Source organism: Thalassobellus sediminis (assembly GCF_044386045.1).
Lineage (GTDB): Bacteria > Bacteroidota > Bacteroidia > Flavobacteriales > Flavobacteriaceae > Thalassobellus > Thalassobellus sediminis.
Genome location: NZ_JBISCD010000040.1, coordinates 867,517 through 882,688 on the forward strand (window position 1 = coordinate 867,517; position 15,172 = coordinate 882,688).

A 15,172-nucleotide genomic window follows, 5' to 3' on the forward strand; every position below is an offset into this window, starting at 1 on the left:
GCTTCTTTTATAACAATTGATTGTTGAAAAATTTATAAAGAAACAACGATTAGAACTTGAGCCTTTATAGTGAAAAATAAAAAATGCGAACTTTTCAGTTCGCATTTTTTATTAAACTTATAATTTTGCCACAAATGATTATTTAATAAATTTATAACTAACACCAAACATTATCATAGAGGTTGTCATGTTATATGAAACAAAAGACCCAGGAATTGCTCCTAATGAATTACTAGGAGTAATATTACGAGGGTTTAATATTTGTCCTTCGGTTGATCCATTACTATCTCCATAATGATAAACAGCGTCAATTTTCCATGTGTCGTTTACTTCATAGCTTAATCCGAATTGATAAGCATGTTTTATAATTGCTGTAGCAGGAATATTAAAAAATGTAATTTCCTCTGAAATTGGGTTAGAGCTATATGTATACCCTAGACGTAAAGGTAGTTTTTTGATGCCTTTATATTGAAATCCAGCAGAAAGTATAGAGATGTTTTTCCATCCAAATCCAGCTACAGAAGGCATCATATTTTCATCAAATGTCCAACCTGTTTTGGAAAAACCATCGGTGTTTTCGTAATCTACGCGTCTAAAATCAAGAGCTAAATCTATTTTTCCAGCAGAGTATCCAAATCCGAGTGATAAAATCGCGGGATAATCCATTTGGAATTTATTTTTAGCCGTCGTATTATCTGGATACATATTATTAAACTCTAACTCGCTAAATTTTTGAGTGGTTTTATAGGAAGCTCCAAGTTTTAATCCAAATCCAGAATCATAAAATAGTCCGAATTGAGCACCAAAACCAATGACTGATGCTTTATCGGTATTTGGATACCCAAACATATTGGGTTTCGCTGTTGGATTTGGGGCTAATTCCAATGCAGCATAGTTTATATTGGGTTGAATACCTATTGAAAATTTATCCGATATTTCATAGGCATAAGAGAAGCCTACTTGTAACAACATATAATCAGATTCTATATGTCCAAATCCTTGTGCGGCTTGTGGATAGTTAATAGGGTTAGAATTTACTAATGGGTTAAAATTTGCATTAGGATTGCCTTGAGCATCTACTGGAGCATTATTGTCTTGAGGAAATGTTACTCCAAACCCACTAATACCAAATGCTGAAACACCAAAAGTATGATTACTTCCTTGTTTCCCCCATACCATAGCAAAAGCAGGCATTGGAGACATTCCTCTATCGTCTTTAGTTATTCCAGTTACTGGAGGCGCACCAGGTGAATTAGGACCAAAATCTCCAGGTTGCCATAGGGTATTAGCTGGTAATCCTGAGCTTAATTCTGGTGATGAAAAGAATAACCCAACATCTAGTTTAATAATTTTATTGTCAAAAGCAGAGATTGAGGCAGGATTCCATTGAAGTGCTCCAGATATATCTAAAGGTTGTGCTGTAGAAGCGCCACCCATTGACATGTTTACAGACCCAACGCCTTGCATAATATGACCTGCTTGAGATAAAACAGATACTGAGAAAAGTAAAAATAACGAACGTAAAATAGTAGTTTTCATAACTAAAAAATTTAGAAGAATTCAGAATGAAGTATTTCGAGTAGAATTCTTATCGTTTATATTGGATAGGTAAAGTTAATTTATGATTAGTCAATTATTTATGACTTTTATCATTATTAGTTTCTTTTTTAAAAGAAAAAACTAACTGTCAAATATAGGTATAAAATGCTTAAACCCTGTGTAACCTATGTTACATAGGGGTTTATATGATTTATGTCATAATTTAAGACTTGTTTAATAACTAATTTTATTGAGAATTAAAATCAGAATGAATCAGTATTGGTATAATTCTTTTAAACTTAAAAACAATGAAAAATTTAGTTATTTTAGGTGCAGGTACTTCTGGAACGATGATGGCAAATCATTTGATTTCAAAGCTCCCAAAGAAAACTTGGAAAATTACTATTATAGATCAATACAAAACACATTATTACCAACCTGGGTTTTTATTTCTTCCTTTTGATGTATATAGTACCAAACAAGTAAAGAAAAATGGACAAAAATTTATTCCTAAGGGTGTAAATTATATTCAAGAAAAAATTGAGCTTATTCTTCCTGAAGAAAATAAAGTAAAACTTAAAAAAGGAGATGTTTTAGATTATGATATTTTAATTATAGCTACAGGTACTAAAATTGCTCCAGATGAGACAGAAGGAATGGATGGACCAGAGTGGCATAAAAGTATTTTCGATTTTTACACCTATGAAGGCGCAAAAGCATTGCGAAATAAATTACGAGAATGGGAAGGTGGTAAATTAGTTATACATATTACAGAAATGCCAATTAAATGTCCTGTGGCTCCTTTAGAATTTGCTTTTTTAGCAGATTCGTTTTTTAAGAATAAAGGAATTAGAGATAAAGTAGATATTGTTTTTGTTACACCTTTAGATGGTGCGTTTACTAAACCAAAATGTAATCAAGCTTTGCATTATTTATTAGAAGAAAAAAACATTAAGGAAGTTACAGATTTTAATATAGAGCGCGTTGATTATGAAAACAATAAAATAATAGATTATACAGATACAGAAATTGAATATGATCTTTTAGTTACAGTACCCACGAATATGGGAGATGCTCTTATTGAACGCTCTGGGATGGGCGACGATTTAAATTATGTTCCTACTAATAAAGCAACACTTCAATCTAATGCTTATGAGAATATTTTTGCCATTGGTGATGCAACTAATGTTCCAGCATCAAAAGCTGGATCTGTAGCTCATTTTGAAGCAGAAATATTAACGGATAATATACTTAGGTATATTAAGGGAGAGCAACTAAAAGAAGAATTTGATGGCCATGCCAATTGTTTTATTGAAACGGGTAATGGAAAAGCACTTTTAATTGATTTTAATTATACACAAGAACCAGTTGAAGGCACGTTTCCTTTTCCAGGAGTAGGCCCATTAAGTCTATTAAAAGAAAGTAGAACAAATCATATGGGTAAAATGGCATTTAGATGGGTTTATTGGAATATGTTAATTAAAGGTGTTCATATTCCATTTGTATCTGCTACCATGTCAAAAAAAGGAAAAAAATTGATAAAGTAAATTAGAATTAACTTAATATAATAATCATGAAAAAAATAATATTAAATAAGGAAATTGAAGTAAACGAAGAAGGATATCTATTGGATTTTAATCAATGGGATAAGGAAGTTTGCGAATGTATTGCTAATGAATGCGATATTGTATTAACAGACAAGCATTGGGAAGTAATAGAATATTTACAAGACAAACACCATAAAGATGAGGCATTATCAATTAGAGGAATTAAAAAAAGTGGTGTTATAAATATTAAAGAATTTTATAATTTATTTCCAGGTGGGCCATTAAAAAAATCAACATTAATGGCAGGAATTCCTAAACCTAAAAGTTGTATTTAAATTAAAAACCAATAAATCATGGGTACAAAAGTTAAAAAAATGCTTTTTATTTTATCAAAAGCAACTATTGAAAATGCTTATGCCGCTTTTGTAATGGCAAATGGAGCAAGAATGGAAGGGATAGAATCCGAAATATTTTTTACCTTTTTTGGTTTAGAAGCCATTCAAAAGAAAAAGTTAGAACATTTGCATGTTGCTACAGTGGGTAATCCAGGTATGCATATCCCAACGATGTTAGGAGGTTTGCCAGGTATGGAAGCTTTTGCAACTAAGATGATGAAAAAAGAAATGGAAAAACTAGATATGCCACCTATTGGAGAGTTTTTAGAAATACTTTCCGATTCTGGATGTAGGCTTTGGGCTTGTAAGCTGGCTGTAGATATGTTTCATTTAAAAGAAGAAGATTTAATAGATGAACTAGATGGTATACTAACTATTGGAGATTTTTATAGTAGAGCAGACCAGGAAGGTTGCCAACTTCTTTTCATTTAATTTTAGATTTTATTTATAAATATAAAAAATGCGTCAGTTTTAAACTGACGCATTTATATATACGCTTAATAATTTCTCAGAGAAAATCTCTCTTCAAAGTATTACAACAAATTATTCAATCTGTTTCGAAACCAGTTGCTATTTACGTTCTTTTCAACGTCTTTTTTTTCAACGGTTTCTTTAACTCGATTTTTATTGTTCTGAATTCTACCTTTTTTATTTACACGAGTAATAACTTCGTCAGCAAAATAAATAAAGTCATTATTCAAAGCATACATTTTAGACTCATGTAAAGCATCTTCTGCTTTTTTAAATTCACCCAAAGCTTCAAACAAGTAACCTTGATTTAATAGAATCCCAGCTTTATCAATACCTTTTATAGTCATTGCAAAATCTATCAATTTCTGAGCCTCATCAAAATCATCATTATTTACTAATAAGCGAATATAATCAGGGTAAATATCAGGCATTTCTATATTGCTAACTAAAGCACTTTCGTAATATGCTTTTGCTGCTTCATTGTTACCTAGTTGTTCACCTTGTACTTTTGCCATTAAGCATAAAGCCTTAGCGTTTTCAGGTTCGTAAGACAAAGCATAGTTTAAAGCCTCTACAGCTTTTTCAAGTTCATGCGGATAGGCATCTAAAGCTTTAAATAAATAGTTGTTATAAAAATTATTTTCCATTTTCGTATTGTTTTATAATGTGATACTTGGTTTAAAAGCACACGTTTTGTGGGCTTATAAAACCGAATCAGATTGATGTATTTTTAATTTTTGGAATAAAAAAATCCGAAACAGTTTGTTTGCTTCGGATTTTTTTCTGGAAAGTTATCTACAGAAAATACCGAAGCCTTATAAATGACTCAAGGTCATAACATAATATTTGAAATGTTTTCATGTGTTTTAACATGGCTTCCTGTTTTATTTATCCTGAACATGTTTCAGGAATATTAATATTTATATGCTTGCAGTGTTTGTTTAAAACTGCGATGCAAAGATGAAAACTATTTTGATAAAAACAAATAAAATTTACATTTAATTAATTGGTAGTCAGCGAGTTGATTGAATATTTAAGCAAAGGTGTTCCTGTCTGTTTTTCAACAGATACTTGAGTTTTTTGCAAATGTTTGTTTTCCAGTTGCTTACTCTTCAATGTTCAATATTTTAATTGTTTAGTTTAATTATCAATATTTTTAAATTTTTTCATAAAAAAAGCGTCCAAATTAATTTGGACGCTTTAGATATTATATAGATTTTGTTTTCTTATCTATTCATATTCTTTATTTCGTCCACAAAAGTGTCTAGATCCACTCCGTTATGCACTATTGTTAAAGCCTTATCTGTAATATATTTTACGTTTACAGCATGAAACCCAAGCCCAACAGCAATTTTGTTTAAAAGTTTGTGTTCAGAGTCACCATTAATATCATCAACATCTACCATTCTTACTAAATCGTATAAACGCTCTAAGCGTTTATCGTAAGATACTGGCGGGTTAATTGGGTGCGATTCGTAATTCTTTAAAATCAATTTATAATCGCTTTCACTAATAGATAACCTACGTGCTAATCTATCTAAAAATGCTTGTTCTTCGTTAGTAATAATACCATCTTCCATGGCAACACGAACAATAGAAGCGAAATGACTTTCATTACGCTTTTTAAATCCACTATCAAATAAATCAGAAAACGACATATATTTTTGTTTTTTTACGTGATGCAAACCTACATATTTTTTTTAATAAATTAAACTGTAAGAATTAATTTTTTGGGTGTTAGCTTTATCCTTAATATAGGTCAGGAACAGGTTGGGCTTTCAACTATATCTTTTGTTTTGTAATCCTACGGAGGTAGCAATCTATACAAAGTCTTAAACTTGTTTTAATTTGGTTTTATTAATGCAACACATTTATTATTTAATAATAATCAAATGAGTAATCCCTAATGCAACCAAAAAGGGAACCTACAGTTTTTCGGTCTAAAAATTTATAAGATTTTAATTAGTAAATTCTTATCAAAATATCTTATAAATAATCCTAAACCTTATATTTGCATTGTAAAACAATAATTACGTGAGTAAAACTATTCTCTCGCAAACTTATGCACAGACTTTGCAAACGCAAAATCTGAAAACATCTATTGCCAATTCTCAAAGTAAAACACATTTAAAAGGCCTTGTAGGTTCTTCGTTTTCGTTTGTAATATCGAGTGTTTTTAAAGAAACAGAGAAACCTTTTTTAATTGTTTTTAACGATAAAGAAGAAGCCGCTTTTTACCTAAACGATTTAGAACAATTATGTGGCGATAAAGATGTGTTGTTTTATCCAGGCAGTTACCGCAGACCTTATCAAATAGAAGAAACCGATAATGCTAATGTGCTATTACGAGCTGAGGTTTTAAATCGTATAAATTCTCAGAAAAAGCCAGCCATAATTGTTACCTATCCAGATGCGCTTTTTGAGCAGGTGGTAACTAGAAAAGAACTAGAACGTAACACTTTAAAAATTGGTGTTAATGACGATTTATCAATCGATTTTGTAAATGAGGTGTTGTTTGAATATCAATTTAAACGGGTTGATTTTGTTACCGAACCTGGTGAGTTTTCGGTACGTGGTGGTATTGTAGATGTGTTTTCGTTTTCGCATGATCAACCTTATAGAATTGAGTTTTTTGGAGATGAAGTTGATAGCATTAGAACCTTTGATGTAGAGACACAACTATCTATAGAGCAGATTAAAAAAATTAACATTATTCCTAATGTTGCCAATAAATTATTAGAAGAAAAACGTCAAAGTTTTTTAAAATATATTGCTCAAAAAACAGTGGTATATTTTAAAAATGCCGATTTATTCTTTTCAAGAATAGACGATTTTTATACCAAAGCAGAAGAAGCTTTTAAAACCTTGTCTTCAGATATTAAGCATGCCCAACCAAATGAGCTATTTAGTAATTCTGAATTATTAAAAAAACAATTGTTAGAGTTTTCTATTGTAGAGTTTGGTAGTTCTGCAGTCTTTTCTAGTAAAGGCGATACACAGTCAATAGCATTTAATACTTCGCCACAGCCTTCGTTTAACAAGCAGTTTAATTTGTTAATAGAAGATTTAAATATCAATCACGATAAAGGATATAAAAATTATATAGCCTGTGTAAGTGAACAGCAAGCAAAACGTTTTCATGATATTTTTGATGATGTTGAAGAAGAGGTTCATTATAAAACCATTGTTTTATCATTGCATCAAGGGTTTATAGATCACGATTCTAAAGTGGTGTGTTATACAGATCATCAAATTTTTGAACGTTACCATAAGTTTCATGTTAAAAATGGTTATGCTAAAAAGCAAGCCATTACGTTAAAAGAACTTACAAATTTAGATATTGGCGATTATGTAACGCATATAGATCATGGTATTGGGCGTTTTGGTGGACTGCAAAAAATAGATGTAGAAGGCAAAAAACAAGAAGCTATTAAATTGGTTTATGGTGAGCGCGATGTATTGTATTTAAGTATCCATTCACTTCATAAAATAACTAAGTTTAATGGAAAAGATGGTAAGCCACCAAAAATTTACAAACTTGGTAGTACTGCTTGGAAAACTTTAAAAGCCAAAACAAAAGCACGTGTAAAACATGTAGCGTTTAACTTAATTAAACTTTACGCTAAACGTAAAACTGAAAAAGGCTATCAATACAAGACAGATAGTTATATGCAGCATGAGTTGGAGGCTTCTTTTATTTATGAAGATACGCCCGATCAAAGTACAGCCACTGCCGATATTAAAGCCGATATGGAAAGCGAACGCCCAATGGACAGATTGGTTTGTGGCGATGTAGGTTTTGGTAAAACAGAAGTCGCTATTCGTGCCGCTTTTAAAGCTGTAGATAACGGCAAACAAGTCGCTGTTTTGGTGCCAACAACTATTTTAGCATATCAGCATTCTAGAACCTTTGCAGCGCGTTTAAAAGAATTTCCTGTAACGGTAGATTATTTAAATAGATTTAGAACTGCAAAAGAAAAAAGAGAGACTTTAGAGAATCTTGAAAAAGGAAAAGTAGATATTATTATAGGTACACACCAACTCGTTAATAAAAAAGTAAAATTTAAAGATTTAGGACTTCTAATTGTTGATGAAGAACAGAAATTTGGAGTTGCTGTAAAGGAAAAACTTAAAACATTAAAAGATAATGTAGATGTGTTGACTTTAACCGCAACACCAATTCCGCGAACGCTTCAATTTAGTTTAATGGCTGCTCGCGATTTATCAGTTATTACAACGCCACCACCAAATCGTTATCCTATAGAAAGTCATGTCATTCGCTTTAACGAAGAAAGTATTCGTGATGCCGTGAGTTATGAAATTGAACGTGGCGGACAAATATTTTTTATTCATAATCGTATTGAAAATATTAAGGAAGTTGCAGGTATGATTCAGCGTTTAGTGCCCGATGCTAAAATTGGTATTGGTCATGGGCAAATGGATGGTAAAAAACTAGAACAGCTTATGTTATCGTTTATGGATGGTGCTTTTGATGTGTTAGTGAGTACAACCATTATTGAAAGTGGATTGGATGTGCCAAATGCCAACACCATTTTTATTAATAATGCTAATAATTTCGGGTTGAGTGATTTACACCAAATGCGTGGTCGTGTTGGGCGTAGTAATAAAAAAGCATTCTGTTATTTTATAACACCCGAATATTCTGCAATGACAGATGATGCTAGAAAACGAATTACAGCCTTAGAACAGTTTACCGAATTAGGAAGCGGCTTTAATATAGCCATGAAAGATTTAGAAATTCGTGGTGCAGGCGATTTGTTAGGTGGTGAACAAAGCGGATTTATAAATGAAATAGGCTTTGATACCTATCAGAAAATATTAAATGAAGCAATTGAAGAGCTTAAAGAAAATGAGTTTAAAGATTTATATGAAGAAGATGAAGACGATAAAGTTTACGTTAAAGAAGTAACTATCGATTCGGATTTTGAATTGTTATTTCCAGATGATTATGTAAATAATATTGCTGAACGTTTAAATTTATACACACAACTAAATAATTTAAATACTGAAGAAGAATTACAGAAATTTGGAAAAGAATTAGTCGATCGTTTTGGAGAATTACCAAATCAAGTGACCGATTTATTAAATAGTGTCCAAATAAAGTGGTTGGCAACTAAAATAGGTTTCGAAAAAATTATTATGAAACAAGGTAAGTTTGTAGGCTATTTTATTACCGATCAACAAAGTAATTTTTATCAAAGTAAAGGGTTTACTAAAGTGCTTCAATTTGTGCAAAAAAATCCAAGAATTTGTAAAATGAAAGAAAAGCAAACGCGTAATGGCTTACGATTATTATTAACCTTTGAATCTGTTAAATCTGTAAAACAAGCTTACGAGTTGTTAAAACCTATCGTGGCTTGATTATTGATTTTTATGAAATATAAATAAATTAGTGCCCATGTTAAACCGAATTATTGTCTTAGTAGTATTATTACCAACATTTCTTTTTGCGCAACATACTATAAAAGGAACGTTCTCTCCGGCCAAAGACTATAACGTTGCATTATTGTATAAAGCAACGCCTACTATATCAGAATACGTTACTAATGCAGAAATTAAAGAAGATGGAAGCTTTGAGTTTCAGTTAGATTCTACAGCAACAAAAGGTATTTATAAATTGGTATATGCGGTACCGCAAGAAGATTATAATTTCGATATTATTTATAATGCAAAAGAAGATATAGAGCTTACTTTTAACTCGGAAACAGGTGTAAAATTCACATCTTCTTCAGAAAATAAACTTTTAGCATCTTATACCAATAGTATGTCTATGGTTACTCAAAGTATAGGTAATTATTTTAGGCAACAAAGTACAGATACCACGGCATTAAAAACCATTTTTAAAACTCAAAAAGAAACGCAACTAAACTTTGAAAAAGCAGCTCAAGGTACTATTGCACTTCAATTTATTAAAGCTAATAAGCCTTATGTGCCTGAAGTATTTGAAGATGTAAAGACATATATAAATAATTTAGAAAAGCATTATTTTGATTATGTAGATTTTAATAATAAAACATTACAAAGTTCTAGTTTTTTAGAAGAACGCATGTTAAATTATGTGTTTGGAATGACTTCTGAAACATTAGATGAAGCATCTAATTATAAGAAGAATATTGATGTTTTTTGTGACGCTATGAAAACGGTTCCTAATGAAGTTAAGCGGATTTTATTGCTAGATTTATGGCAGCAAATGGCCGATTTAGGTAATGAGCCTATTGCAAATTATATTTCTGAAACCTATTTAATAGATGTTGCTTTGGCTTTGAATGACCAACAGTTGGTTAACGACTTATTATTATTTAAAAGGGTTTCTTTAGGTAAAAAAGCACCCGATTTTTCTTTAGAAATAGAAAAAGATAATAAGAAAATCACTAAAAAGTTAAGTGATTTAGATACTGCTGAAAATTACATAGTAGTTTTTTGGAGTAGTACCTGTTCTCATTGTTTAGAAGAAGTTCCTCATTTAGATACTTTTGTAAAAGCTCAAGAAAAAGGAAAGATACAAGTGGTTGCTATTGGTTTAGAAAAAGAACCTTACAAATGGAAAGACCTAACATATGACTATCCAGAATTTATTCATGTGTATGGAGAAGGTAAATGGGATAATGCTATAGGAAATGATTATGGTGTAACGGCAACACCAACCTATTTTATTTTAGATAAAGACAAGCACATTATTGCAAAACCAGAACATTTTGAAGATGTAAAAAACTTTTTTGAGGAATAATTTGTCATTCCTGCGAATGCAGGGATCCATTTTAACTCTAAATTTATTGTGAATTATTTTTTGCTTAAGTAATAATAATAAAAGTTTAAAAATGATAAAAAGCATTTTCTAAATGCTCGATATTAAAGTCGTTACTTTCTTTTACAATAGCAATAATATCAAAACGCACTTCTACATCTAAATCGTTTGCTGTTACATATTCATCAACAGCTTTTACAAGGCGTTGAATTTGTTTTGGTTTTACAAAGTCTTGTGGATTTCCAAAATCGACTGACGATCGTGTTTTAACTTCAATAATAGCTAAAATATCATCTTTTTTTGCAATAATATCAACTTCGGCTTTATCAAAACGGTAGTTACGTTCTATGATATCGTAACTGTTTTTTAATAGAAAATCTACGGCTAGTTGCTCGCCTTTTTTACCAAGTTCGTTGTGTTGAGCCATTTTACTAAGATAAAAATATTTTGCTATTAAGTACTTAATTCATACTTAAAACTCAATTTTTAGTCATCCCTAAAAATAGTTTTAAACCAAAGTAAATATATGTATCTTTACAGCATATTTTTATAACATGGTTTCATTATCTGAAGAGAATTATTTAAAAGCTATTTATCAGTTAGGACAACAAGGGAGTTTGGCTGTAAGTACTAATGCTATTGCAAAAAAAATTGAGTCTAAAGCGTCTTCGGTTACCGATATGATTAAAAAATTAGCTGAAAAAAACTTAGCTAATTATGTAAAATATCAAGGCGTGAGTTTAACCGAAAAAGGCCGTTTAGCAGCAGCGTTAGTTGTTAGAAAGCACAGGCTATGGGAGGTGTTTTTGGTAGAGAAATTAAACTTTTCTTGGGATGAGGTTCATGATGTTGCCGAACAGTTAGAGCATATAAAATCTTTAAAACTAGTAAACGAGTTAGATGATTTTTTAGGAAACCCAACACACGATCCGCATGGCGATCCTATACCAGATAAAGACGGAAATTATTCGCCTGTAAAAAGTGTGAATATTTTAGATATAGAAACAGGAAAAGAAGGCATTTTAGCATTAGTGAAAAACTCTTCTGATGTGTTTTTAAAGTATTTAAACAAAAATAATTTGGCGTTAGGAGACACTATTAAGGTTTTAGATTTTGAACCTTTTGATAACTCGTTAACTATAGAAACTAAATCTAAAAAGATGATTATTTCTAAAGAAGTTGCTCAGAATTTATATTTAAGCATGTAATTATGAATACATACAATCCAATATCGGCACTTATTATCTTTTTTGTTATTGCAATATTGCTTTTTGGCTTGTTTAGACCTATAAAGGGTTGGTTTTGGATTCTTAAAAAGAATTTAAAGGGTAATGAAAAAACAATAATTGAAGATATTTTAAAGCAGTTATATCATTTTGAAAATTCAGAAAACAAAGTTGATATGAAAACTTTGGTTCAGGTGTTAGATTTTAATAATAATAGCATTGTTGAAGCCATAAAAAAAATGACGATAAACGATTTAATTTATTTTGAATCAGATATTTTAAAACTAACAGAAACAGGACGCGATTATGCGGTTCGTATTGTTAGAGTACATAGGCTATGGGAACGCTATTTAGCCGATAAAACAGGTTTTGATAAAACCGAATGGCATGATAGGGCAGAAAAGATGGAGCATAAGTTAAGTCATGATGAAACCAATACGCTGGCATCTCGTTTAGGAAACCCAAAGTTCGATCCGCATGGAGATCCTATCCCCACAAAAACAGGGAAAATGGCTGAGGTTAATGGCACAGAGTTGCCTTTATTACCTGTAAATACCATTGGGAGAATTACACATATTGAAGATGAACCCGAAATAATTTATAAGCAAATTTTAGCCGAAAATATTCATATAGGATCGCTTATTAGAGTGGTTGAAAATAATGCAACTCGTATTGTGTTTCTATCGGAAGGTGAAGAATTTAGATTAGCACCTATTGTAGCAGCAAATTTAACCGTTGCAGCTATTGAAAAAGAGGTTGTTATTGAAGATAATATTGCCAGATTATCAAGTTTAAAAGAATCAGATACCGCTAAAATTATAGGAATTTCTAAAGAAAGTAGAGGAGAGAGTAGAAGACGACTTTTAGATTTAGGCTTTGTAAAAGGTGCCGATATTAAAATAGATTTAATGAATCCGTTAGGAGAACCACATGCTTATTTAATAAAAGGAACCTCTATTGCCCTTCGGAAAAATCAAGCATCAAAAATTCTTATTAAAAAAGATTAAGCCATGGATACAAAAGTAAAAAGTGCTTGCGATACCTGTGAACATTTCAATGCTGAAGGTTTAAAAAAGCTGGGAATAAATACCAATAATTTCGATTTTGTGGTGGCGTTGGCAGGTAATCCAAATACAGGAAAAAGTACGGTATTCAATTCATTAACAGGATTAAGGCAACACACCGGGAATTGGCCAGGAAAAACAGTGACTAGAGCCGAAGGAGGTTTTGAGTATAATAGTCAAAAATTTAAGTTGGTCGATTTACCAGGAACGTATTCATTACTTTCAACATCAGAAGATGAAGAAGCAGCCCGAGATTTTATCCTTTTCGGAAAACCCAACGTAACCGTAATTGTTGTTGATGCAAATAGATTAGAACGTAACTTAAATTTAGTACTGCAAATTTTAGAAATTACAGATAAGGCGGTACTATGTTTGAATTTAATGGATGAAGCAAAACGAAACCATATTACTATTGATGAACGAACGCTAGCACGCGATTTAGGAATTCCAGTAGTGCCAACCAGTGCTCGATTTAATCAAGGTATTCCAGAATTAATTCATACCATTAGCGAGATTGCAAATGGCAATATTGTATGTAAGCCTCACCGTATTAAAAATGTGCCTAGTAATATTGAAAATGCTGTTAAAACGCTTTCAGCTGAAATAGAAAAAGAGTTTCCTAATATTGCGAATAGCAGATGGATTGCCTTTAGATTGTTAGAAGGCGATACGCATATTATTAATGCTTTAAGAGCAGGAGAATTAGTTTAACTAATAGGTTTTTGATAACGACATGAAGAATAAAAATATAGATCATATATTAGAATTGTCTAACGAATTGCGTTGGCAAATTGGTGACGATTTTCATGATAATTTAACCGAAGGTATTTATGCTGATGCAGCTCAAATAGTTAGTGATACCGTAAAGGTTGATAATTCAAAAAAACGCTTTCGATTAGATAGACAAATTGATAAAATAGTTACTAGTAAAACATTTGGGTTTCCTATTATGTTTTTAATCTTGGCCGTGGTGTTATGGTTAACTATAATTGGAGCCAATTACCCTTCAGGTTTATTAGCAGAACTTTTACTAGATACCGTGCATCCTATTTTAAAATCCTTTGCATCAAATATTGGGATGCCTTGGTGGTTAGATGGGTTTTTAATTGATGGTGTTTACCTTGCTGTAGCTTGGGTTATTGCGGTTATGTTACCACCAATGGCTATCTTTTTTCCTTTGTTTACATTATTAGAAGATTTTGGTTATTTACCTCGAATTGCTTTTAATTTAGATTCTTTATTTAAAAAATCTGGCGCGCATGGTAAGCAAGCTTTAACCATGAGTATGGGTTTTGGTTGTAATGCTGCTGGTGTGGTTGCTACTCGAATTATTGATAGTCCTAGAGAGCGTTTAATTGCTATAATAACTAATAATTTTTCGTTGTGTAATGGACGTTGGCCAACACAAATATTAATTGCTACTATTTTTATTGGAGCTGTAGTGCCTTCTTCATTATCTAGTTTAGTATCATTATTAGCGGTTATAGGAATTGCTGTTTTGGGTATGGCTTTTATGTTTGGTACATCTTGGGCATTGTCTAAAACCATGTTGAAGGGAGAAGTATCTACATTTAATTTAGAATTACCTCCGTATCGTCCGCCACGTTTTTGGAAAACCTTATATACCTCGTTAATAGATAGAACCATGATTGTTTTGTGGCGCGCTATTGTTTTTGCAGCTCCTGCGGGTGCGGTTATTTGGTTAATTTCTAATGTGTATATAGGTAATGAAAGTATAGCTGCTTGGACTATTGATGCTTTAGATGGTTTCGGATTCCTTTTAGGACTAAATGGTGTTATTTTATTAGCCTATATAGTCGCGATTCCTGCTAATGAAATTGTGATTCCTACCATATTAATGCTAACGGTTATGGTAACTGGTATTACTGGAGGTTCTGGTGCAGGTGTTATGTTCGAACTAGATTCGGTTACTGCTACAGGCGATATTTTACGTGCAGGTGGTTGGACTTTGCTAACCGCCATAAATTTGATGTTATTTAGTTTATTGCACAACCCATGTAGTACAACTATTTATACTATTTATAAGGAAACAAAAAGTGTAAAATGGACGGTGTTTGCATCTATTATGCCTGTTGTTTTAGGGTTTGTTGTTACTTTTTTAGTAGCTCAAATTTGGAGGATTATTTTTTAAGAGAATTAGTGC

At 31.6% G+C, this 15,172-nt stretch carries 11 protein-coding genes and 1 pseudogene; 8 read left to right on the forward strand and 4 right to left on the reverse strand.

The window, feature by feature from the left end; all coding sequences use genetic code 11:
• Positions 1-138 precede the first annotated feature (138 nt).
• Positions 139-1,539 carry an OmpP1/FadL family transporter gene (locus ACH5TW_RS10425; protein ID WP_439336441.1) on the reverse strand — a complete coding sequence of 467 codons (1,401 nt, stop codon included), beginning with the start codon at positions 1,537-1,539 and terminating at the stop codon, positions 139-141.
• 308 nt (positions 1,540-1,847) lie between these two features.
• Here ACH5TW_RS10425 and sqr point away from each other — a divergent pair, with 308 nt between their 5' ends.
• Genes sqr through ACH5TW_RS10440 form a run of 3 tightly spaced genes read left to right on the forward strand, consistent with a single transcriptional unit; the run spans position 1,848 to position 3,913 of the window.
• The gene (gene sqr / locus ACH5TW_RS10430; RefSeq protein ID WP_439336442.1) at positions 1,848-3,086 is read left to right on the forward strand and encodes a type III sulfide quinone reductase, selenoprotein subtype; all 1,239 of its coding nucleotides are present in this window, start codon (positions 1,848-1,850) and stop codon (positions 3,084-3,086) included.
• 26 nt (positions 3,087-3,112) lie between these two features.
• Positions 3,113-3,421 carry a TusE/DsrC/DsvC family sulfur relay protein gene (locus ACH5TW_RS10435; RefSeq protein ID WP_439336443.1) on the forward strand — a complete coding sequence of 103 codons (309 nt, stop codon included), beginning with the start codon at positions 3,113-3,115 and terminating at the stop codon, positions 3,419-3,421.
• A gap of 18 nt (positions 3,422-3,439) precedes the next feature.
• The gene (locus ACH5TW_RS10440) at positions 3,440-3,913 is read left to right on the forward strand and encodes a DsrE/DsrF/DrsH-like family protein (protein WP_439336444.1); all 474 of its coding nucleotides are present in this window, start codon (positions 3,440-3,442) and stop codon (positions 3,911-3,913) included.
• Between the two features lie 101 nt (positions 3,914-4,014).
• Here ACH5TW_RS10440 and ACH5TW_RS10445 read toward each other — a convergent pair whose 3' ends face one another.
• Together ACH5TW_RS10445 and ACH5TW_RS10450 are read right to left on the reverse strand one after the other, a co-directional pair.
• Positions 4,015-4,599: a tetratricopeptide repeat protein gene (locus tag ACH5TW_RS10445; protein WP_439336445.1), complete on the reverse strand. Its 585-nt coding sequence runs from the start codon at positions 4,597-4,599 to the stop codon at positions 4,015-4,017.
• Positions 4,600-5,178: 579 nt separating this feature from the next.
• On the reverse strand, positions 5,179-5,610 hold the full coding sequence (locus ACH5TW_RS10450; protein WP_439336446.1) for a tellurite resistance TerB family protein: 432 nt from the start codon (positions 5,608-5,610) through the stop codon (positions 5,179-5,181).
• A gap of 376 nt (positions 5,611-5,986) precedes the next feature.
• Between ACH5TW_RS10450 and mfd the strand changes: the two genes are divergently transcribed.
• Together mfd and ACH5TW_RS10460 are read left to right on the forward strand one after the other, a co-directional pair.
• Complete coding sequence (gene mfd, locus ACH5TW_RS10455) at positions 5,987-9,334, forward strand: transcription-repair coupling factor (protein ID WP_439336447.1); 3,348 nt, start codon at positions 5,987-5,989, stop codon at positions 9,332-9,334.
• A gap of 37 nt (positions 9,335-9,371) precedes the next feature.
• A complete protein-coding gene (locus tag ACH5TW_RS10460; RefSeq protein ID WP_439336448.1) occupies positions 9,372-10,700 on the forward strand; it encodes a TlpA family protein disulfide reductase in 1,329 nt (442 codons plus the stop codon).
• An 85-nt stretch (positions 10,701-10,785) separates the two neighbouring features.
• On the opposite strand, the gene ACH5TW_RS10465 is transcribed toward ACH5TW_RS10460, so the two are convergent.
• Complete coding sequence (locus ACH5TW_RS10465; protein WP_439336449.1) at positions 10,786-11,145, reverse strand: YraN family protein; 360 nt, start codon at positions 11,143-11,145, stop codon at positions 10,786-10,788.
• Positions 11,146-11,272: 127 nt separating this feature from the next.
• Here ACH5TW_RS10465 and ACH5TW_RS10470 point away from each other — a divergent pair, with 127 nt between their 5' ends.
• The 3 genes and pseudogenes from ACH5TW_RS10470 to feoB all read left to right on the forward strand — a co-directional run bounded on the left by ACH5TW_RS10470 (position 11,273) and on the right by feoB (position 15,160).
• Positions 11,273-11,926 (forward strand): metal-dependent transcriptional regulator, encoded by a 654-nt coding sequence (locus tag ACH5TW_RS10470; RefSeq protein WP_439336450.1) that lies wholly within the window; start codon positions 11,273-11,275, stop codon positions 11,924-11,926.
• Between the two features lie 2 nt (positions 11,927-11,928).
• Positions 11,929-12,951, forward strand: a complete 1,023-nt coding sequence (locus tag ACH5TW_RS10475; protein WP_439336451.1) for a metal-dependent transcriptional regulator — start codon at positions 11,929-11,931, stop codon at positions 12,949-12,951.
• Between the two features lie 3 nt (positions 12,952-12,954).
• Positions 12,955-15,160, forward strand: a pseudogene (gene feoB, locus ACH5TW_RS10480) (ferrous iron transport protein B).
• The last annotated feature ends 12 nt before the right edge of the window (positions 15,161-15,172 follow it).

Excerpts from the sequence above, each read along its gene's own strand:
- ACH5TW_RS10425 (WP_439336441.1), bottom strand. The coding sequence starts at position 1,539 with ATGAAAACTACTATTTTACGTTCGTTATTTTTACTTTTCTCAGTATCT.
- ACH5TW_RS10440 (WP_439336444.1), top strand. The coding sequence starts at position 3,440 with ATGGGTACAAAAGTTAAAAAAATGCTTTTTATTTTATCAAAAGCAACT.
- ACH5TW_RS10470 (WP_439336450.1), top strand. The coding sequence starts at position 11,273 with ATGGTTTCATTATCTGAAGAGAATTATTTAAAAGCTATTTATCAGTTA.
- sqr (WP_439336442.1), top strand. The coding sequence starts at position 1,848 with ATGAAAAATTTAGTTATTTTAGGTGCAGGTACTTCTGGAACGATGATG.
- ACH5TW_RS10435 (WP_439336443.1), top strand. The coding sequence starts at position 3,113 with ATGAAAAAAATAATATTAAATAAGGAAATTGAAGTAAACGAAGAAGGA.
- ACH5TW_RS10475 (WP_439336451.1), top strand. The coding sequence starts at position 11,929 with ATGAATACATACAATCCAATATCGGCACTTATTATCTTTTTTGTTATT.
- ACH5TW_RS10460 (WP_439336448.1), top strand. The coding sequence starts at position 9,372 with ATGTTAAACCGAATTATTGTCTTAGTAGTATTATTACCAACATTTCTT.
- ACH5TW_RS10450 (WP_439336446.1), bottom strand. The coding sequence starts at position 5,610 with ATGTCGTTTTCTGATTTATTTGATAGTGGATTTAAAAAGCGTAATGAA.
- ACH5TW_RS10445 (WP_439336445.1), bottom strand. The coding sequence starts at position 4,599 with ATGGAAAATAATTTTTATAACAACTATTTATTTAAAGCTTTAGATGCC.
- ACH5TW_RS10465 (WP_439336449.1), bottom strand. The coding sequence starts at position 11,145 with ATGGCTCAACACAACGAACTTGGTAAAAAAGGCGAGCAACTAGCCGTA.